Below are 24262 nucleotides of genomic sequence, written 5' to 3'. Positions count from 1 at the left end.
AAGAGTATTTATGGAAGCAAATATTGCTGTAAATTCTGACAAAAAAGAGACTTGGAGCGGAGGTGGTGTTAAGCCATTTGGAGCTAGTTACGGTAAAATGATGATGTGGTTTTTCATATTATCTGATGCGTTAACCTTTTCTGGTTTTTTAGCAGCCTACGGTTTAACTCGTTTTAAATTTATTGATTCTTGGCCAATTGCCGATGAGGTGTTTACTCACATCCCATTTTTCCATGGTAATTATCCAATGATTTATGTTGCATTTATGACATTTATCTTAATTGTGTCTTCTGTAACAATGGTATTAGCAGTAGATGCAGGTCATCATATGAAACAAAAGAAAGTTGCAGTTTATATGTTTGTAACTATTGTTTTCGGTTTAATTTTCGTTGGATCTCAGGCTTGGGAATGGAAAACATTTATCAATGGTTCTTATGGAGCCGTAAAAACATCTGACAATCATATTTTACAATTTGTTAAAGACGGGCATCAAATCGCATTAGCTGATTTTGTGCATAATGATAGAGTTGATGGAAGAGAGGAGCACTCTAGAAAAAATGGATTATGGTTCGAAAGTGAAGGAACAATATCTCAGTATTCAGTAGCACAAGTTCAAAAAGCCTTTGCTAGTGACGCTTCTTTATTGATTAGAACAGAAAGAATTAATCCAGAAACAAAGCAAAAAATAATTTTATCAAGAGAGGAAAGTTTAGCTCAATTAGCGAAAGCTACAAGAGTAGTTGAAGGAGCTAACTTAATTGAGAACGAGTATGGTAATCCGATTTTTGCAGACTTTTTCTTCTTCATTACTGGATTCCACGGTTTCCACGTATTTTCAGGAATTGTTTTAAACATCATAATCTTCTTTAATGTCGTTTTAGGAACATATGAAAAGAGAGGTCATTATGAAATGGTTGAGAAAGTAGGTTTATATTGGCACTTCGTAGACTTAGTTTGGGTATTCGTATTCACATTCTTCTACTTAGTATAATTATAAAAAATAGTATACAATGGCAGGTCACGCACACGAATCAAATACAAAAAGAATCTGGATTGTTTTAGCAATCTTATCAATTATAACAGCAGTAGAGGTAGTATTAGGTATTTATAAGCCAGACTCACTATACTTAAGTGGTTTTTTAGGAACTAGTTTCTTAAACTGGATCTTCATCATTTTAACTATTGCAAAGGCGTATTATATTGCATGGGCATTCATGCATTTAGAAGGAGAAAAAACGTGGTTCAGACGTTCAGTAGTTTGGACAGCAGTTTTCCTTATCTGCTACCTAGTAACCCTAGTGTTAATTGAAGGTGGTTATTTATTTGAAACTTTGGCACCATTAGTAAAATGGTAATAAAATATAGCAACGAAAAGGTGGTGGTCTAAACCACCTTTTTTTTGCATTAAACGGCAGTATTATGAGTAAAAAACAAAAGTTTATTGTTCTATTTGCACTGTTTATAGTGCCTCTACTTTTCTATATTTTTTTGTCGCTGGGAATCAATAACTTCGCAAAACTTCCAGTGCTAACTAAAAATGTTATTGACGTTTCAACAGTTGATGCAACAAAGAAGTTCGATCGAAAGATTTCAATAGTCACGTTTTTAGGCAAGGACCTAGAGAGTGTAAAAGGAGAGTTCTTTAATTTAAATCAGAAAATTTACAAACCATTTTATGGGTTTAAAGATTTTCAAATGATTGTTATTGCGGTAAAAGGAACAGAAGATAACGTAGAAAAACTTAGGAAAGAAATTGGAGCGTTTACAGATATGAATAAATGGCAATTTGTTTTTGCTAATGAAGAAGTTGTAAAAGCATTCTATGATAGTTTTCAAACCAACCAATCATTAGATGCTAATTTACATACATCAAAGGCTTTTATTATTGATAAAGAAGTTAACTTAAGAGGAAGAACTGATGATAAAGATGCTGCAGATGGGAAATTATTTGGTTATAATATGAAGTCAGTAGGAGAGTTAAATGATAAAATGAAGGATGATGTAAAAGTGGTTTTGGCAGAGTATCGTTTGGCACTTAAAAAGAATAATGCGGATAGAGAGATATAATTTTTATCCGATTTCTTAACTAAGAAATTTAAAGGAATGAAAAAACAAAATTATTCATACGTTGGAATATCCCTGGTAATATTGCTTTTTGGAATTTATGCAGTTCCGAAAATTGTAAAACACTTTAAAACGGCAGATTTACACGTTTTTGATAAGGTTCCTAATTTTGAGTTTATAAATCAGGATGGAAAAACAATTACCAATAAGGATTATGAAGGAAAAGTTTATGTAGTTGAGTTTTTCTTTACAACTTGCCCAACCATTTGTCCTATAATGAATAAAAAAATGGTAAGTATACAGAACGAGTTTATGGGAAACCCTAATTTCGGAATTGCTTCTTTTTCTATTACTCCAGATATTGATACACCGGAAACACTCAAAGCTTATGCGTCACGAAACGAAATAAACCATAAAAACTGGCATTTGTTAACAGGAAAATCTAAAAATGTAGTTTTCGATTTTTCTAGTAACGGATTTAAATTACCTGCTGGTGAGGGTGGAACAGATCATGGAGGTTTGTACCATTCGGGTAATTTCGCTTTAATTGATAAGAATGGTAACATACGTTCAAGGTATGATGATAAGGGGAATGCTATATTTGTGTATAGAGCCCTAGGTGAAAATGGTCTTCCAGATCAAATAACAGAGTTAAAACAAGATATTAAGTTGTTGTTAAATGAATAGTTCAGTGTCTCAAGAATCGAAATATAAAAAATTCATAACGGTAATTTCTATTGTAATCCCATTAGCTGTGGCCGCGCTTTTTGGAATTAAAATACCTAATGTTGAACCGTTATCTTTTTTACCTCCCATATATGCAAGTATTAATGGAGTAACGGCTGTTTTATTGGTGTTATCGGTAATTGCAATAAAGAAAGGGAATAGAAAATTACATGAACAGTTAAATACCTTTGCTATAATTTGTTCTGCATTGTTTTTAGTAATGTATGTAGCCTATCATATGACTTCAGATTCAACGAAGTTTGGAGGAGAAGGAGTTATAAAATATGTTTATTTCTTTATACTAATAACACATATATTGCTTTCTATAATAATAATACCATTTGTGCTTATAACTTTTATGAGAGCCAGATTAGGACAGTTTACAGATCATAAAAGAATAGCAAAAATTACATTTCCTTTGTGGTTGTATGTTGCTGTAACGGGAGTGGTAGTTTATTTAATGATTTCTCCATATTATGCTTAAAAATAAAATAGTAATACTATTATTAGTTTTTTGTGCTTTGAGTAGTGTTAAAACTTATGCACAATGTGCGATGTGTAAAGCCGTAATCGAAGGCGGGAATGAAACAATGGCTGAAGGTGTTAACAGTGGAATTACCTATTTAATGGTGTTTCCATATATATTGGTAGGAATTCTATTTTACTTCATTTATAGGCATCGAAAAAAAAATAAAAAAATATCGTAATAATTAATAAGTTTTCTTGTAACAAAATTAAATTTTAGTCGTCATATACGCGTAAATTGTTAAAGAATGTCCGAAAGCAAACACAAAAGTGTCCGTTTTTGAACTTCTTAAAACATTAAAAATGAATAAACTAATTGGTTTTTAGGACTTTGTTTGTTCTTTTTTATTTGGAACAACAATTGAAAAAACTAATTGAACATAAAAAATATACGTTTTGAAAACTAAAATTGTATTATTGGTAACCTTGTTATCAACTTGTAGTCTTTTTGCTCAAAAACAATGGACTTTAAAAGAATGTGTAGATTACGCATTAAAAAATAACATTACTATAAAACAAAATGAGGTCAATGTTCAATTGGCTGAAAAAGATGTAGCAATTGCTAAAGGAAATTTTCTACCTACTTTGAGTGGATCTGCCACTCAAAATGTAAATTTTGGTTCTTTCATTGGTCAGGACGGATCAAGGATTTCTAGAGATACTCGAGGGAATAGTTTCGGTCTAAGCTCAAATGCAACTTTATTTAACGGAAACAGAAATAAAAACACACTGAAGCAATCGAAGCTAGGAGTTGAGGGAAGCAAACTAGACTTAGAAACTAATATTAATAACATTTCTTTAAACGTTGTTCAAACTTATTTAAATGTATTGTTTGCTAAAGAGAATTTAAATGTAGCTAAAGTTCAAGCAGAAATTAGTAAAAAACAAATAGAAAGAGCTCAAGCACAATTTGACGCAGGAGCTATTCCTAAAGGAGATTTGTTAAATGTTCAATCTACATCTGCCAATGATCTTCAAAATGTTATCGTTCAGGAAAATACTTTAAATATAGCTTTGTTACAGTTGGCGCAGTTACTTCAAATATCTCCAGAAGGTTTTGATGTTGTTTCTGTAGCTATTGATGCCCCATCTGCAGCATTCCTTTACCGTAGTTCAAAAGAGGTATATAATCAAGCATTGACAAACAGACCTGAGATATCAAGAGCAAAACTTAATGTTGAAAATGCAGACTTAACTATTGATTTAGCTAAAGGGGCTTTGTTACCGACATTGTCGTTTTTTGCTAGCGCCAATACTTCTTACCAAACCGTTTTAGGAGAGAAAGATGTGTTACCTGTTCAAGATCCAACTACAGGAGATATTATATTACAACGTAATGGTTTCTTTACTCAATTAGATGGAAACCTTGGATATTCTGCAGGTTTGAGTTTAAATATTCCAATATTTAGTGGGTTTCAAAACAAGAATAGAATTTCAAGATCTGTTATAAGCAAAAAAGCTTCTGAGTTAGAGTTGGAAAATCAAAAGCTTCAATTACAACAAACTATTGAGCAAGCTTATTTGGATGCAAAGGCAGCAGCGAAAACTTTTGAAGCAGCTGAAATTTCTTTAGAAGCTCAGAAAGAAGCTTTTAAAAATGCACAGGTTAGTTATGACTATGGATCAATGACCCAGTTCGATTTCGACCAAGTTCGTAATAGATTGGTAAATGCTGAAGGAGCGATGATCAGAGCTAAATACGATTATGTTTTCAAAACCAAAGTATTAAAGTTTTACTTTGGAGAATCTATAGTAGATTAATGTACAGGGGAAAATTAAATATTAATCTATATAAAACCTTACCAAATTGGTAAGGTTTTTTTTATGATTATCTTTGTAGTTTTAAAAGAATTTCTGTGGCATTAATATTAAATATTGAAACGGCAACTAAGAATTGTTCAGTAAGTTTAGGAAAAGAAGGGAAGCTTTTAGCTATTAAAGAATTAAATGATGGAAATTATTCGCATGCTGAGAAATTACATCCATTTATTCAAGAGGTTCTAAATGAGTCTGGAATTCAAATGAATGATTTGGATGCTGTTGCTATAAGTAAAGGGCCAGGTTCTTATACTGGTTTAAGAATTGGTGTTTCAGCAGCCAAGGGATTGTGCTTTGCAAATGATATTCCATTGATAGCATTGGAAACGTTACATTCATTGGCTACGAGTATTAGTATTAATAGTGGATACATTGTTCCAATGCTCGACGCTAGGCGTATGGAAGTTTATTCTGAAGTGTATAATATTGATTATTCGCAACAAAGGGAAATTCAAGCTGAAATTATTAATGAAGAGTCATTCGTTACTTTATTGGAAAATAATGAAGTACACTTTTTAGGAGATGGAGCAAATAAATGCAAAGATGTGATTACAAGCGAAAATGCTATTTTTCACGATGATAAATTTCCTTCTTCTCGAGAAATGGTTGAATTAAGTTATACTAAGTTTAAGGAAAACAAGTTTGAAGATGTTGCGTATTTTGAGCCATTTTATTTAAAAGATTTTGTTGTTACTCCTGAAAAGAAAAAGGTATAGGTGTAACTTAATTTGTGTTAGAAAACTTCACGAAAATAATTGCTTCTCTTTATGAATTTTCGGTTAACTAGTATGTTTGGTCGTTAATTATTTGTGAATGGTAAAAAGTATTGAGAGCTGCTCTAAAACATTAAAATAATAAGGCGTTGTTTTTTAAATAATTAAAAAGTACTTTTATTTGCTAGAGTAGTTTTTTAGCGTATATTTGCCCCGCCTTTAATTAGATAAATACCTCCCAAATTTATATCATACAAGTACTTTAGTAACTTGTTGTTAAATTTTGGGATTTTTGTTTTTTGTGGGCATGATCCCTATTAAATTAAGTTATCAAAACAACTTTTGTTTTATAAAACTTGTTTAAAAGTGGGGGAAAATTTTATACATTGGCTAACCAATTTTGGAGCTAAAAACTTAGGGAAGTATCTGCAGAAGATGAACATGTTCGATTTTATTTCATGTTTTTACCGCAGATCAAGAAAAAAAGAGCTAAAGGCTTGTAGTGTAAGTAGTGAACTTATCAGTTCAAATACTTTAATGCTTACACTGTTTTCAATTTTATTTTTGTCATTCCATAATGTAAATTCTCAATCGACTCATAGTCGAGGTTATTATTACAATAACCCTCCTGTGATTACTTCCCCTAATGTCGTTTGGGTAAATGAAAATCTTGCAGGACCCGTAATGAATATTGAGGCTTATGATCCTAACCCAGGTGGTCGGTTGCAGTATTATCTAGTGAATGTTTGGGACTCAAACCATTTTACTTTGGATCGTTATTCTGGTGAATTACGTTTTATTGTGCCGCCAGATTATGAAGCGCCGCATGATAGCGATAGGGATAACAGGTATAAAATTAAGGTTAAAGTAATCGATTGTTATGGAGCCTTTGGTTATAAGTGTATTTATATTAAAGTTAAAGATGTAGATGAGTTTTCATGTAGTAACCCAAATCCAGAAGACGATCCAGATGGAGATGGGATTCATAATGATTGTGATTTGGATGATGATAATGATGGTATTTTAGACGTAGATGAATTTCAAAATTTAACTTCTTCGATTAATAATCCACCTCACTCAGATGCAGTTAACTGGGTTTTCGACGGTTTTCAAATATTTGTTATAGGAGGAAATACCAACGGTTTGGGATATAAAGAGTCCGGCTTTCAACAAGCTGTCGCTAATCAAGGTAAATCACTGGTTGTACTTAATAATTTAAATGACTTTAGTGCTACTCGTACTGGACCAGGTACAGCAATATATAGCACAGTGAGTTTTCCAAATGGTTCCATGAAATACACTTCAAATATTAGTAGTAATTATGCTGAATTTAAGGATACCACGCTTCAAAATATTGTTTCAGGAAATTCAGGAGACGCCGCTTTTGTTGTTCCAGAATACGGGATGTGCCATAATAATTATTACAAAATAGAGATAGACTTTAATACTTCCGTAAATGCTTTCAATATAGATCTAACAGATATCTTTGATATTAGTGTACGCGGACATTATTGTCCACCAACATTAAGTTATCAAGTGTATGCAGATGATAAGCTAATTGCCTATTTGGAAGGTCAAACGGTGGGGAGTGATAGTACAGGATATGTTAAAGTTTATGATGCAAATGGAAGTTTCAAGAAATCAATAAAAGTGGGTCATAATATTGAAGCGTCAATAGGTTTCAATACGAGTAAGTTGGTGAAAAAAGTAACGATTAGAAATGATGTTAAGGAAGGGTATTTAAGAAATGTTGCTGATCATATGGGGTTAGATAGTTTCGTTTATAGTACCGATTTCCCTGATTTCGATAAAGATGGGATACCAAACCACTTAGATTTAGATAGTGATAATGATGGTATTTATGATGTTGTTGAAGCTGGAACTGCTTCAATGGATACAAATAATGACGGAACTATTGATAGTATAACAAGTACTTCAGGTGATAATGATAATGATGGTTTAGCCGATTCAATTGAAGCTATTAACGGTCAGAATACTGGAACTTCTGCTAGAGAAACTACAACGGGAACCGTGGATTATTTAAACGCGGATAGTGATAATGACGGGTGTAGTGATGCAAACGAAGCTTACAACAATAAAAATGCCGATGGGAATGGTGATACTTATTACAATCCATCAAATTTAGCAGAACCATTAACAGTTAGTTCTGGAGCAGTATTTGCTTCAGGTAAGGTGGTGGCAGCGTCATATAATACTGGAGATGTGGCCAATGTAATTGATGGAAGTTCTATGAACTCCGTTTGTAATAATGATACTTTTGCAGTAAATGATTTTGTGAATACAATTGAAGGGCGAGCGGTTACTGGTAATGTATTAACAAATGATTACGATTTACAAGGAGATACACAAAGTGTAAAGCCAACTCCTGTTGTGAATGTTGCTAATGGAACATTAACGTTAAATTCAAATGGAAACTTTACCTATACACCAAACCCAAACTTTGTTGGAGAAGATTCATTTACCTATGAAGTTTGTGATAATAATTCTGCTCAATCATGCAGCAGAGCTAATGTGTTTATTGAAGTACTACCTGAGAGAACAACAGATAATGAGCCACCAATTGCTAATGTTGATACAGGAACTACAAAAGCAGGAATAACTCTTAATGGAAACGTAGCTAGTAATGATTTTGATCCAGATGGTGATCCGTTAACTGTAAATACAACTCCAGTAAATAATGTGAGTAATGGGATTTTAACATTAAATGCTAACGGTAGTTTTACTTATGTACCAAATGCTGGATTTATAGGAGCAGATACTTTTACGTATCAAATATGCGATAATGGGAGTCCAACTCCACTTTGCGATACAGCAATTGTTAATATTATAGTGACTCCTGCAACGGTAAATATCACAGTAGCGAATGATGATGCTTATTATACTGTGGGGGATACCGCAAATAATAATGTTGAAGGTAATGTTTTGGATAACGATACAGATCCAGAGGGGCATGCACAAACAGTGAATACAATACCTGTTAGTAATGTGAGTAATGGAACCCTAATATTGAATGAAAATGGAACGTTCAATTACCAACCAAATGCTGGATTCTTTGGTCAGGACACCTTTAGATATTCGGTTTGTGATAATGGTTCCCCACAAGCATGTGATATAGGAACTGTAATTATTTTGGTGGACAAGTTTTTACCCCCAGATTACTACCCAACGTTATTTACTGGAAAGACCATTGTAAATGGTAGTAAGGCGAAAATTGATTTTGTCATTTTCGTTGGTGAAGCAAATGGACAAAATGAAAATGGATTAAATCCTGTAGAAATTAGGATCGCCGATAGTGATAGGTTTGTTTTCCAGTTTGATACGACTTTAACAACTTTAAATGGAACTAATGTAGACAATTCAGATTGGTCATATCGAAAAGAATCTGGGTTACATAAGTTTACTTATGTGAAAAGTGGTGGCTTTCAAGGAAATACTGTGTCAAAGATAGGGGTGAAAGCAACATTTAAATCACCAGCAAATTCAAGTGGGAAGGGACCTTTAAAAGTAACTGTAAAATCGGATTCAGGAGGTCAAACAAATACAAGAAACGATAACGATCAAGATATCATACAATACGCCAACTTAGTTGCTAGTGGAAATAATGGTAACGGCAATGGTAATGGGAACAACGGTAACGCTTATGGTAATGGAAATAACGGTAACGGTAATGGGAACAATGGCAATGGTAATGGTAACGGAGGATATGGTGACGATGAGGATGATGATTAATTAATAACAGAAAGAAGTTAATGATTAAATAATCCACAAATAATTGAGGAGATTGATAACAGTTACACCTTACAATTATTAGAACTTTTAATAAATAGTTTGAGTTCTATAGTTTAAGATGTTTTCTTGCAAGGATAAAAGCAACATTTAATTTACAGCAAATTCAAGTTGGCAAGATACCTTTAAAAGTAACTGTAAAATCGGATTCAGGAGGTCAAACGAATATAAGAAACGATAACGATTAAAACTTTATTGAATATAAGAGTGAGGGATAATTTCTTTCATTTAGCCTTCTTATTTCGCCTGAAAAGATTTTGATTATAGGTTGTAATGGATAGTGATATGACGATTAACCTGGAAGGTGGAAAAATGACGCTGAAAAGGGTATTTCATTTATCAGCTTACTGATAACTAGTATAGTTGGTGAATATTTATCTGTGAATGGTAAAAAAGTATCGATAAATGGTGAAAAGTATTAAAATATTGTATTTCAATCAATTAAAAAGTGCTTTTTTTTTGCTGGAGTATTTTTTTAGTGTATATTTGACCCGCCTTTAATTAGATGTATACCCCCCAAATTTATGCATACAAGCATGGTAGTAGCTTGTTGTGATAGTTTGGGATTTTTGTTTTTTGTAAACATAATCCCGATTAAATTAAGTTAATCAAAACAATTTTTTTGTTTTATAAAACTTGTTTAAAGTGGGGGATAATTTTATACATTGGCTTACCAGTTTTGGGGCTAAAAACTTAGGAGGGTATCTGCGGAGATTGGGCATGTTAGTTTTTAACATAGCTGATTGTATTTCGTGTTTTTTTCGCAGATCATTGAAAGAACAACAACTTGCTTTTAGTATAAGTAATGGGTCTGTAATTAGATCTATCAATTTAAAAACTTCAATACTTGTACTATTCTCAATTTTATTTTTATCACTTCAGAACGCATTCGCGCAATCTGTAGAAAGTATAACGGTTAATAGGTCATCTATTAATTGTGGAAATGAATTTACAGTAAGAACCATGGTTTATTTTGGTTCAGGTAGAAATGGTGTACCGTACAATTTTACATTAAATGTCTCTGGGGGTAACCCAAACATGTCCAACTTGTATGTAAATAGTTGGAGTCACTCTGATCAAGGGGTTGTAAATGAAGGTGCTCGCATATCTGGATCGAATTCTGTTCAAATTTGGGGAACTCAAGGGCCTTCTCGAATAAATGGAGGAATGGAGTTCAATGTTAGAATTAATGCTAGTGGTACTTTTACTTTTTCTGCTGGTGGAAGGTCTGCAAGTATATATGTTTCTCCAACAGGTAGTTGTGGAAATACAACACCTTCATTCACAAGTGCTTCATCGGTAACGGTAGAAGAGAATCATACAGGAACAGTTTTGGATGTAAATGCTAGTGATCCAAATCCAGGTTCTGGTTTAAATTACCAAATCGTTGGAGGAGTTGATTCTGGAGATTTTAATATTAACCGTAGTACTGGAGTTCTTACTTTTGTTAATTCTCCAGATTATGAGATGCCTTCCGATTCTGATGGTAATAATGTTTATAATGTAACAGTTAGAGTTTGTGATAGCTATGGAGCATGTCGAAATCAGAATATAACGGTTACGGTTACAGATGTTATAGAGGTTGACTGTTTTAATGCTCCTTCGGAAAATGATGCGGATGGAGATGGTATCCATGATGTTTGTGATTTAGATGATGATAATGACGGTATTTTAGATACCATAGAACTTAAATGCACGGAAAGTTCCTCTGCAAACTGTACCTTTATTGATACGGATGGTGATGGGGTTCCAAATCATTTGGATCTTGATAGTGATGGTGATGGTTGTAGCGATGCTTATGAGGCTGGGGCAACAACAAATAAAACTGCAGATTTCAAATTTACTGGAAGCGTAGGGAATAACGGACTAGTTGATGCCTTAGAAACAAGCGTTGATAGTGGTGATCTCAACTATACTTCATCGTATTTAAGTTACGCTTTAGAAAAACAAATTAATGCTTGTATTGATACAGATCAAGATGGTGTTGATGATATCGTAGATATTGACGATGATAATGATGGGATTCCTGATGTGGAAGAATCAGATTGTACGGGATCAACTTTGGCTAGCGATTTTACTTGGCATGGTGGTTCTGTTGCAAATGTGCAGGCAACTGATACAACATTAGGGATGACAGGTTCTGCTTGGGGGAATGCTTATTCCGACCAAGAGCTTTCTTTACCAATACATTTAGAATTTACGATTTCTTCTATTTCTAATGGTATGTTAGGGCTACTTCCAGTAAGCAAAACTGAAACATCGGGATGGAATGATGGAGGATACAAATACCAGCTACAAAACAATAATGCTTATATCCGCCATGAAAGTGGTAACTCAGGATGGCAAGGTGCCGCAAATGGAACTGTAAAGACGATTGATATTGATGAAAATGGTTTAGTTACCTTTTCAATTGATGGAGTAGTAAAGAAAACTTACCAAGGGCAAGTTGAAAATTATAAAATAACAATTTCTAGAGGTTCTTTTACTGCGAATAACGTGGTTATAACATCTGGGAAAGCTAGTTTATGTACAGGAGATGAGGATGGAGACGGTACTCCTAATCATTTAGATTTAGATAGTGATGCAGATGGTTGTAGTGATGCTTATGAAGCTGGAGCAACGATAAATACAACTGCAAATTATAAATTTACAGGGCCAGTTGGAGCAAACGGTTTAGCAGATAGCCTTGAAACTTCTGCTGATAGTGGAGAACTGAATTATACTTTAACGTATGACGACTTCGCGTTAAATTCGGGATTAAGAGCTTGCGCGGATACAGATGGCGATGGAATAGGAGATTTAATAGATATTGATGACGATAACGATGGAATCACAGATGTAGAGGAGTTAGGTTGTAGTTTGTCTCAAGATATTTCAGAATTGACATTCACAGGTAATGCCACAATAACTAACCAAAATAATACATTAACTTCAGGAAGTGGAGGTTGGAGGTCTTCATACAGTGATCAGACATTTAGTTTGCCTATTCATCTTGAATTTAAAAGAACAAGTTTGTCTGGAAGTACAATGTTTGGTTTAATTCCCACTGGAGCTACTAAAACTGTATCGAATTGGAATGATGGAGGGTATAAATTTTATCATAGTAATGGTACCACCTATGGATATTTTCCAAGTGCATGGACATTTACACATACATCACAGACTGATGAATTATATGAAATAGATATTGATGTCAATGGAGCTATAACGGTTAAAATAGGAGGAGCTCAAAAAGCCTCTTTTAATGGAACCGTTTCAGATTACCAATTAGTAATTTCACAGAACACTCCGATAACTTATAAAGATATTGTCATTACAGCCGATAATCTTAACGGTTCTTCAAATAACTGTCCTTCGGTTGATACGGATAATGATGGAACACCAAATCATTTAGATTTGGATAGTGATGGTGACGGTTGTAGCGATGCCTATGAAGCAGGAGCAACGACAGATACTACGTCTAATTACAAATTTACTTCAGCAGTTGGCTCAAATGGACTTGCCGATGTTGTTGAAACCTCAGCTGATAGTGGAGAAATCAACTATACTTCTTTTTATGGAAGATATGCAGTTAACTCTAATCTAGATGCTTGTGCAGATACAGACGGCGATGGTATTGGAGATTTGATTGATATTGATGATGATAATGATGGAGTGTTAGATGTTGAAGAAGGATGTAATTCTGAGAATCTAATTAAAAATGGGGATTTTTCACAAGGTAATACAGGGTTTTCTTCGGATTATACCTATACAAGTGGATCAGTTGGAGAATCACAATATAGAATTGCACCATATAACACAGTAATATTTAACTATAACTATGGAGGATCTCCAAATTATCCAACAGCAGCGGATCCTGACGGTCTTATAGGAAATGCATTATTTGTAAACCAAGGAGCTAATACCAGAATGTGGTATCAAACAGTTACAGGCTTGGTTCCTAATGAGGAATATGTTTTTTCATATAAAATATGGACGGTTCGTTGGTCTAAATGGGAAGTCAAAGTTGATGGGGTGCAATTAGGTATGTATAGTGAAAATACTATAGCCAACCCTCAGTGGAATACATATGAAGTTCGATTCACGACAGGAGCTAATCAAACATCAGCAGAAATTTCATTAAATAATTTAATGGGAACTTCTGAAGGTCATATTATTTTAGATGACTTCACATTAAAGTCTACATCGGGTGCAGGAATATGCTTATCTATAGATACAGATGGAGATGGTACACCAAATCATTTAGATTTAGATAGTGATGGTGATGGTTGTAGTGATGCCTATGAAGCAGGAGCTACGACAGATAGAACTACTGATTATAAATTTACTTCGGCAGTAGGTTCAAATGGACTTGCCGATGCTGTTGAAACCTCAGCTGATAGTGGAGTGATTGACTATACTTCTTCCTATGAGGACTATGCGAAAAACGATGGGTTAAATGCTTGTGTAGATACAGATGGTGATGGTATAGGTGATTTAATTGATATTGATGATGATAATGATGGAGTGTTAGATATAGAGGAATTAGGATGTAGTTTATCACAAGATATTTCGGAATTGACATTTACTGGAAATGCAACAATTACTAACGAAAATAACACGTTAACTTCAGGAAGTGGAGGGTGGAGATCTTCTTATAGTGATCAGACATTTAGTCTGCCAATTCATTTTGAGTTTAAAAGAACTAATTTATCTGGAATCACAATGTTCGGTTTAATCCCAACAGGGGCTAATAAAACTGTATCGAACTGGAATGACCAAGGTTATAAGTTTTATCATAGCAACGGAACAACTTATGGGTATTTCCCGAATGCATGGACATTTACACATACATCACAAGCTGATGAACTATATGAAATTGATATTGATGTGAATGGAGCCATAACTGTTAAAATTGGAGGAGTTGAGAAAGCTTCTTTTAATGGAACAGTTTCAGATTACCAGTTGGCAATTTCACAGTACTCTCCAGTAACTTATAAAGACATTGTAATTACTGCGGATAATCTTAGTGGATCTTCAAATGATTGTCCATTAGTTGATACAGATAATGATGGAACACCAAATCATTTAGATTTAGATAGTGATGGTGATGGCTGTAGTGATGCTTATGAAGCAGGAGCAACCACAGATACCACATCTGACTATAAATTTACTTCTGCGGTTGGTTCGAATGGACTTGCAGATGTTCTTGAAACTTCAGTGGATAGTGGAGAAATTAATTATGTTTCTCTTTATGAACAATATGGTACTGATTCTGACTTGAGAGCTTGTGCGGATACTGATGGAGATGGTATCGGAGATTTAGTAGATATCGATGATGATAATGATGGAATTTTAGACATTGATGAAGGTGTTTCTGGAAACTCTTCTAGTTGTGTTGATTCTCAAAATGGGACTTATTATTTTGCTGATATGAAGGCAGGTAGTGAAGGTTGGAACAAATCTAAACAAGTTCAAATATCTAACGGAACTAGCACATTAAATGGAACAATAACTTCGAATGTAGATTTCTCAATGCAACAAAACAACGCTAGTTGTAGTTTGTCTGGAAAAGTAAGTGTGATTACTGGGTTGTCTACTAGAGGAAGCCAACATCAATATACAGTCACTTTTGAACAGCCAGTAACTGATATGGTGGTATATTTCAATGATATCGCTGGAGGATGGGCAGGTCCTTGTGGAACAGAAACTGTTCGTTTTAATAGAAATATTGAAGTTATTCAAAATTGTGGACTTTCAATTGGTTCAACAACTGCGACAGGAACTTGTTCAAATGTTGCAGCTCAAGGATTAGTGAAAATTCCAGGAACTTATACTAGTTTTAGCTTTACCGTTGATAACTCTAATGCTTCTTCTTGTAATTGTGAAAATTACTTTATTGGAGTTGGAGTAATGGGGTATTGTGCCGATAACGGAGGTTCAGAAGCGAGAGATACTGATAGTGATGGAATACCAGATTATTTAGATCTAGATAGTGATAATGATGGTATTTATGATGTGGTTGAGGCTGGAACAGGTTCAATGGATACTAATAACGACGGAACTATTGATAGTATAACAAGCACATCAGGAGATACTGATAATGATGGTTTAGCAGATTCTATTGAAGCTATTAACGGTCAAAATACTGGAACTTCTCCAAGAGAGACTACTACAGGTACTGCAGATTATTTAAATGCAGATAGTGATGCAGATGGATGTAGTGATGCAAATGAAGCTTATGGTAATAGTAGTGCAGATGGAGCTGGAGATACGTATTATAATCCAAATGATTTAGCTGAACCTTTAACGGAAGCTTCGGGTGCTGTAAACGCCAATGGAAAAGTGACTGCAGCATCTTATACAACAGGCGATGTTGCAAAAGTAATTGATGGTGATACTGATGCTGCTATTTGTGGTCCATGCTATGATGGAGCTATCAAAGGAACACCAACAGCAAACGACCCTGATGGAGACGGAATCAATAATGACTGTGATTTAGATGATGATAATGACGGTATTGCAGACGAAGATGAAAACGTATGTGAAACTCCAGATGATTTACCTGTAACACCAGGAACTTACTATTGGAGTACTTGGAATGGACCTTATCAAGGACCAATAAATGGAGTTATCTCATCAGGAACCGGAGCGGATATAAACATAAAAACTGAACATGTTTCTGGCGCAAATAACTTACATGTAAATCAAATGTATTTTTATTGTGATGGAAACCAGCCTAATCCAAGTAGAGGATATTCTAACTCGGCAAATGTGCCAGTTGGAGCCTCTCGTGCAATGGCGGTGTCGGTAAATCCTAATAACTCAGTAACCATCAAGTTTACTTTTGAAAACGGAGTTGCTGTTGATCCATTAATACATTTAACATCCTTCTCAGGAGGAGCAGCTTCAGAAAATGTTTCGGATGTCGTTTCATTTGATAAGTCTTTCTCTGTTCTTGATCAATGCTGGACAGTAAAGAGTGGAAACAGTGTTACAGGAGCTTCTGGAATGAGAACAGGAACCAATGAGCCAAATGCAACTCTACAGTTCTCAGGAGAGCATAGTTCTATAACAATGACAATTAGCCGTCCAAGTGCGATTGCAGGAGATGCAATTTTCTTCTCAGTTGGTACCAGAGGATTTAAATATACATCAGGTGGAGGTTCTGGATCAAATTGTACCTCAGCAGGGAACGATTTTGATCAAGATGGTATTCCAAACCATCTAGATTTAGATAGTGATAATGACGGTATTTATGATATTGTTGAAGCGGGAACCGCGTCTTTAGATAGCAATAATGATGGACGTGTTGATAATATGGATAGCACTTCTGTTGACATAGATACTGATAAAGACGGACTAGCGGATTCAATTGAAACTACCAATGGAGTAGATAAAGGAACAGTTGCAAGAGAAACTATAAGCGGAGTTAAGGATTACTTAAGTGCTGATAGTGATAATGACGGGTGTAGTGATGCAAATGAAGCTTATAATAATAGAAATGCTGATGGAAATGGTGATACCTATTACAACCCATCAAATTTAACTGAACCATTAACAGTTAGTTCTGGAGCAGTAAATACTTCTGGTAAAGTGGTTGCGGCGTCGTATGATACAGGTGATGTGGCTAAGGTTATCGATGGAAGCTCTGTAAATTCTGTTTGTCATAACGATACTTTCGCTGTAAATGATTTTGTAAACACGAATGAAGGACAGGTTGTTTCAGGAAATGTATTAGCTAATGATTATGATTTACAAGGAGATTCACAATCTGTAAAGACAACTCCAGTGATAAATGTTGCTAATGGAGCATTATCCTTGAGTTCGAATGGAAACTTCACTTATACTCCAAATCCAAATTTTGTAGGGGAGGATACTTTTACTTATGAAGTTTGCGATAATAATTCTGCTCAGTCATGTGGTAGAGCAAGTGTTTTTATTGAAGTTTTACCAGGAAGAACTACAGATAATGAACCACCTATTGCTAATGTTGATACTGGAACTACAAAAGTTGGAATAACACTTACAGGAAATGTAGCAAGTAATGACTTTGATCCAGATGGGGATCCTTTAACAGTGAATACTACTCCAGTAAGTAATGTAAGTAATGGAACTTTAACATTAAATGCTAATGGTAGTTTTACTTATGTGCCAAATGCTGGGTTTATAGGACCAGATACTTTTACATATCAAATATGTGATAATGCAAGTCCAACTCCTCTTTGTGATACTGCGATAGTAAACATTACGGTAACTTCAGAAACAGGTAATATAACGGTAGCTAATGATGATGCTTACCACACTGTTGGAGATACTGCAAATAATAATGTAGAAGGGAATGTGTTGGATAATGACACGGATCCAGAGGGACATACACAAACGGTAAATACAACTCCTGTTAAAGATGTAAGTAACGGAACTTTGACATTAAATGCAGATGGAACATTCGATTACCAACCAAATGCTGGGTTCTTTGGTCAAGACAGCTTTAGATATACAGTTTGTGATAATGGTTCTCCACAAGCATGTGATTCAGGAACGGTGATTATTGTAGTGAATAAATTTTTACCACCTGATTACTATCCAACTCTATTTACTGAAAAAACAATAGTAAATGGAAATAGTGCCAAAATTGATTTTGTGGTTTTCGTCGGAGAAGCAAATAATCAGAATGCAAATGGTCTAAATCCAGTAGAGGTTAGGATTGCTGATAGTAACAGATTTTCTTTTCAATTTGATAAAGATCAGACTTTATTAAATGGAACAAAAGTGGATAATTCTGACTGGTCTTATAGAAAGGAATCCGGACTCCATAAGTTTGTTTATACGAAAAGTGGTGACTTTCAAGGGAATACTGTGTCAAAGATTGGGGTAATGGCCATATTTAAATCACCAGCAAGTTCAAGTGGGAAGGTTCCTCTTAAGGTTACTGTTAAGGCAAACTCTGGAGGGCAGGTGAATACAAGAAATGATAATGACCAAGATATAATACAGTTTAGTAATAAAAATTAATAAAGAATTAAAAGGGTTAATAATTAATAATCTACTAGTAATGGGGGAGATTGATAACAGTTATACTGTACAATTATTAACATTTTAAATAAATAGTTTGAGTTTAATAATTTAAGATGTTTTCTTATGAGGGGAAAAATTACATTTTTAATAATGTTTTTGTGTTGTGTCCATTTAGGATATAGCCAGTCTGTAAATTTAACAGATGCATTAATTTCGCCAGCGCCACTACCTTCGGTGCAGGCAAATGGTTCAGGTACAGCCGAGTTTAGGCTTCAAGAGACTTCAGGAAGTCCAGTTTCATCACCGGTATTTGGTTCTTTACCAAATGTAACGATCACAGTTGATTTAGGTGATTATATTGACTTACCAAATGGAGTGACTTCATTAAGTGATATTACCATAGAAGATTCCTTTGATGGAACTGATATGAGTGGTTTGTTCACAATGACGTATGACGGAGCGAGTAGTATTTTAAAGTTTGAGCAGACGAATAATAATATTCCTGCAGATGCAAACATTAAATTTACTTTTCCAATTAAAGTAGTTCAAAATTCTAGTGAGTCGGAAGTAAGTAATGGATTCAATGCTAATATTGCGGCATTAGGTTCAGATACAAATGCTGAAGGAAACGCAGCATTCTTTACTTGGACAACGAATACAACTACAGCGGTTAATGATATTAATAATACTTATGAAGGGGTTGCCGTAAGCGGTAACGTATCTACAAATGACTTCGATTTAGAGGGAGATACGCAAACAGTAACTACAACTCCTGTAACAAATGTTAGTAATGGTACATTAAGTTTAGCTGCAAATGGTAGCTATACCTATACACCAAACGCTGGATTTACAGGTGAAGATAGTTTCACTTACCAAGTTTGTGATGATGTTAGCCCAGCTGCTTGTGATGAAGCAACAGTGTTTATTGAAGTATTACCAAATGGTTCAGTAGCTAATGAAGCTCCAATAGCAAATGCTGATACAGTTTTAACTGAAGAAGGAGTTACGGTAACAGGAAATGTTGCTAGTAATGACTTTGATCCAGATGGAGATCCTTTAACAGTTAATACTACGCCAACAACAGATGTGAGTAATGGTACATTAACTTTAAATGCTGATGGTACATTTACGTATGTTCCAGATGCTGGATTTACAGGTACTGATACTTTCACATATGAAATTTGTGATGACGCAAGTCCAACACCTTTGTGTGATACTGCTACAGTTGAAATTAACGTTAATCCTGATACTGGAAATATTACAGTAGCTAATGACGATGCATTTACTACAACTCCAGATGTAACATTAACAGGAGGGAATGTGTTAGCAAATGATTCAGATCCGGAAGGAGATACACAAACAGTAAATACAACACCGGTAAATAATGTTAGCAATGGTACATTAACCTTAAATGCTAATGGTACATTTACGTATGTTCCGGATGCTGGATTTACGGGTACTGATAGTTTTACATATCAAGTATGTGATGATGGAAACCCACAAGCATGTGATGAGGCAACTGTTGCCCTTACTGTTGGAGGTGTTGCTAACACAACGATAGCTGAAAACGATATTAATAACACTTATATAGATACTGCAGTTAGTGGAAATGTATTAGCAAATGATTCAGATCCGGAGGGAGATACACAAACAGTAAATACCACTCCTGTAACTAATGTAAGTAATGGTACATTAACTTTAAATGCTGATGGTAGTTATTCATATACTCCAAATGCTGGGTTTACAGGTGAAGATAGCTTTACTTACCAAGTATGTGATGATGGAAACCCACAAGCATGTGATGAAGGTCAAGTATTTATCGAAGTAATTCCGGAAGGAACTGCTGGTAATGAAGACCCAATTGCAAATGCTGATACTGTAACAACTGAAGAAGGAACAACAGTAACAGGAAATGTAGCGGCGAATGACTTTGATCCAGATGGAGATCCATTAACAGTAAATACTACACCAGTAACAGATGTAAGTAATGGTACATTAACCTTAAATGCTGATGGTACATTTACCTATGTTCCGGATGCTGGATTTACAGGTACAGATAGCTTTACATATGAAATTTGTGATGACGCAAGCCCAACTCCATCATGTGATACTGCTACAGTTGAAATCCATGTAAATGAAGATACTGGAAACATCACAGTCGCAAATGATGATGCATTCAATACAACTCCAGGAGCAACATTAACAGGAGGAAATGTATTAGCAAATGATTCAGATCCAGAAGGAGATACACAAACAGTAAATACAACACCTGTTGTAGATGCTAGTAACGGTACATTAACCTTAAATGCTAATGGTACATTTACGTATGTTCCAGATGCTGGATTCACAGGAACAGATAGCTTTACTTACCAGGTATGTGATAACGGTACGCCTCAGGCATGTGATGAAGCAACTGCCATTGTAACAGTGGGAGGATTAGCAAATACTACAATCGCTGTTAACGATATTAGTAATACATATGCTGATACAGCTACAACTGGAAATGTATTAACGAATGATTACGATTTAGAAAATGATACTCAATCTGTAAATACAACACCAGTAAGCAATGTTAGTAATGGTACATTGAGTTTAAGTGCTGATGGTAGTTATACATATACACCAAATGCTGGATTTACTGGGCAAGATAGCTTTACATATCAAGTTTGTGATGATGGAAATCCTCAAGCATGTGATGAAGGACAGGTATTTATTGAAGTAATTCCGAATGGAACAGTTGATAATGAAAACCCAATTGCAAATGCTGATACCGTAACAACTGAAGAAGGAACAACGGTAACAGGAAATGTAGCGGCAAATGACTTTGATCCAGATGGAGACCCATTAACTGTAAATACAACACCAGTAACCGATGTTAGTAATGGTACGTTGACATTAAATGCTGATGGTACATTTACTTATGTTCCAGATGCTGGATTTACGGGAACTGATAGTTTTACTTATGAAGTTTGTGATGACGCAACACCGCCATCATGTGATACAGCTACGGTTGAAATTCATGTTAACGAAGATTCTGGAAATATTACTGTGGCAAATGATGATGCATTTAATACAACTCCAGGAGTTACTTTAACAGGAGGAAATGTATTAACAAATGATTCAGATCCAGAAGGAGATACTCAAACAGTAAATACTACACCAGTAAGCAATGTAAGTAACGGTACATTAACCTTAAATGCTAATGGTACATTTACCTATGTTCCAGGTGCTGGGTTCACAGGAACGGATAGTTTCACTTACCAAGTATGTGATAACGGTACACCTCAAGCTTGTGACGAGGCAACTGTTGTACTAACAGTTGGAGGATTAGCAAATACAACAGTAGCAGTTAATGATATTAATAATACTTATGAAGATGTAGCGGTAAGCGGAAATGTATTGACAAATGATTACGATCCAGAAGGAGACACTCAATCTGTAAATACAACACCAGTAAGCAATGTTAGTAATGGTACATTGAGTTTAAGTGCTGATGGTAGTTATTCATATACTCCAAATGCAGGTTTTGTTGGACAAGATAGTTTTACTTACCAAGTATGTGATGATGGAAATCCACAGGCATGTGACGAAGGACAAGTATTTATCGAGGTATTGGATTCGGGTACAGCTGCTAACGAAGCTCCAATTGCAAATGCGGATACAGCAACTACCGAAGAAGGAACAACTTTAACAGGAAATGTAGTAAGTAATGACTTCGATCCTGATGGTGATCCTTTAACAGTGAATACCACTCCAGTAAGTGATGTTAGCAATGGTACATTAACATTGAATGCTGATGGTACATTTACATATGTTCCAGATGCTGGATTTACAGGAACTGATAGCTTTACTTACCAAGTATGTGATAATGCAACACCAACTCCAGCTTGTGATACTGCAGTAGTTGAGATTATGGTTGTTGAAGATAACGGAAATACAACTGTAGCAAATGATGATGCATTTACTACGAGAACAGATGTAACATTAACAGGAGGAAATGTATTAGCAAATGATTCAGATCCAGAAGGAGATACTCAAACAGTAAATACAACACCAGTAAGCAATGTTAGTAACGGTACATTAACGTTGAATGCTAATGGTACATTTACGTATGTTCCAAGTTCAGGATTCACAGGAACGGATAGCTTCACTTACCAAGTATGTGATAACGGTACTCCACAAGCATGTGACGAAGGTACAGTTGTAATTACCGTTGGAGGATTAGCGAACTCAACAATTGCTGTTAATGATATCGCAAATACAAATGAAGGAACAACATTGGCAGGAAATGTATTAACAAATGATTCAGATCCAGAAGGAGATACTCAAACAGTGAATACAACTCCAGTAAGTAATGTAAGTAGTGGTATTTTAACATTAAATGCTAACGGTAGTTATACATATACTCCAAATGCAGGATTCACAGGAGAAGATAGTTTCACTTACCAAGTATGTGATGATGGAACACCTCAAGCATGTGATACAGCTACAGTATTTATTGAAGTATTACCAGATTCGACTTCATCAAACAACGCTCCAATTGCTAACCCTGATACTGTAACTACAGAAGAAGGAACAACGGTAACTGGAAACGTAGCAAGTAATGATTTCGATCCAGATGGAGATCCATTAACTGTAAATACAACACCAGTAAGTGATGTTAGTAATGGTACGTTGACCTTAAATGCTGATGGTACATTTACGTATGTTCCAGATGCAGGATTTACAGGAACTGATAGCTTTACTTATCAAATTTGTGATAACGGAACACCTCAAGCATGTGATACTGCTACAGTAGAAATTCAAGTTAACGAGGATTCTGGAAACATTACAGTAGCAAATGATGATGCATTTGATACAGTAGCTGATACAGCAAATAATAACATCACTGGAAACGTATTGGCGAACGATTCAGATCCAGAAGGAGATACGCAAACAGTGAATACAACTCCGGTTGTTAATGTTAGCAATGGTACATTAACGTTGAATGCTAATGGTACATTTAATTACCAACCAAATGCAGGATTCACTGGTCAAGATAGTTTCACTTACCAAGTATGTGATAATGGAACACCTCAAGCATGTGATACTGCTACAGTAATTCTTCTTGTGAAGAAATTCATGGAGCCAGATTATACAGTTTCTGTAATTACTAGAGAGACAAATGTTGTTGGTGCAGAAGGAGATATTGACTTTGTAGTGTTCGTTGGTGAAGGAAACGGATTTAACTCGAATGGTTTAGATACAGTAGAATTCAGAATTTCAGATAGTGCAAACTTTGAATTCACATATGATAGCACTCTAACAACTTTAAATGGACAAACAGTATCTAATTCTGATTGGTCGTACCAATTAGATAGAGGACTTCATAAGTTCACTTATATAGGAAATGGAGGAATATTTAATGGAAACTCATTCTCAAGAATTGGAATTAAGGCGAAATTCGTTTCTCCTGAAAACTCTAGAGGAGAAAGACCATTAAAAGCGACAATCAGAGGTAATTCTGGAGGTCAGGTATTTAGAGGAAATGATAATGACTCTGATACTATAAGTTATAGTAATAACCAATAAAATTCCTAAAAACAACGCTGGTGCTAGTTAATAAGCTGGCA

10 protein-coding genes are annotated in these 24262 nt (G+C 35.0%); all 10 read left to right on the top strand.

The annotated features are described in order from the left end of the window. Positions 1-10 precede the first annotated feature (10 nt). The 10 genes from ACKTTV_RS02140 (at position 11) to ACKTTV_RS02095 (ending at position 24221) form a co-directional block, all read left to right on the top strand. Positions 11-991 carry a cytochrome c oxidase subunit 3 gene (locus tag ACKTTV_RS02140; RefSeq protein ID WP_408029159.1) on the top strand — a complete coding sequence of 327 codons (981 nt, stop codon included), beginning with the start codon at positions 11-13 and terminating at the stop codon, positions 989-991. 19 nt (positions 992-1010) lie between these two features. Further along, a complete protein-coding gene (locus ACKTTV_RS02135) occupies positions 1011-1355 on the top strand; it encodes a cytochrome C oxidase subunit IV family protein (RefSeq protein ID WP_093671655.1) in 345 nt (114 codons plus the stop codon). Between the two features lie 64 nt (positions 1356-1419). After that, the gene (locus tag ACKTTV_RS02130; protein WP_408029158.1) at positions 1420-2067 is read left to right on the top strand and encodes a hypothetical protein; all 648 of its coding nucleotides are present in this window, start codon (positions 1420-1422) and stop codon (positions 2065-2067) included. Positions 2068-2103: 36 nt separating this feature from the next. Continuing rightward, complete coding sequence (locus ACKTTV_RS02125) at positions 2104-2751, top strand: SCO family protein (protein ID WP_408029157.1); 648 nt, start codon at positions 2104-2106, stop codon at positions 2749-2751. Next, positions 2744-3274, top strand: a complete 531-nt coding sequence (locus ACKTTV_RS02120) for a DUF420 domain-containing protein (protein WP_408029156.1) — start codon at positions 2744-2746, stop codon at positions 3272-3274. The genes ACKTTV_RS02125 and ACKTTV_RS02120 overlap by 8 nt, the downstream gene beginning before the upstream one ends. 437 nt (positions 3275-3711) lie before the next feature. Beyond that, complete coding sequence (locus ACKTTV_RS02115) at positions 3712-5076, top strand: TolC family protein (protein ID WP_408029155.1); 1365 nt, start codon at positions 3712-3714, stop codon at positions 5074-5076. A 95-nt stretch (positions 5077-5171) separates the two neighbouring features. Beyond that, the gene (tsaB, locus tag ACKTTV_RS02110; protein ID WP_408029154.1) at positions 5172-5849 is read left to right on the top strand and encodes a tRNA (adenosine(37)-N6)-threonylcarbamoyltransferase complex dimerization subunit type 1 TsaB; all 678 of its coding nucleotides are present in this window, start codon (positions 5172-5174) and stop codon (positions 5847-5849) included. Between the two features lie 363 nt (positions 5850-6212). Then, a complete protein-coding gene (locus tag ACKTTV_RS02105; protein WP_408029153.1) occupies positions 6213-9596 on the top strand; it encodes an Ig-like domain-containing protein in 3384 nt (1127 codons plus the stop codon). A 702-nt stretch (positions 9597-10298) separates the two neighbouring features. Continuing rightward, positions 10299-18647: an Ig-like domain-containing protein gene (locus ACKTTV_RS02100; RefSeq protein ID WP_408029152.1), complete on the top strand. Its 8349-nt coding sequence runs from the start codon at positions 10299-10301 to the stop codon at positions 18645-18647. A gap of 126 nt (positions 18648-18773) precedes the next feature. Further along, the gene (locus tag ACKTTV_RS02095; protein ID WP_408029151.1) at positions 18774-24221 is read left to right on the top strand and encodes a beta strand repeat-containing protein; all 5448 of its coding nucleotides are present in this window, start codon (positions 18774-18776) and stop codon (positions 24219-24221) included. Positions 24222-24262 lie beyond the last annotated feature (41 nt).

This window comes from Tenacibaculum xiamenense (assembly GCF_964513065.1).
Taxonomy (GTDB): Bacteria; Bacteroidota; Bacteroidia; order Flavobacteriales; family Flavobacteriaceae; genus Polaribacter; species Polaribacter xiamenense.
The sequence above is the reverse complement of the archived record's forward strand: the minus strand, read 5'-3'. Positions and strand labels throughout refer to the sequence as shown.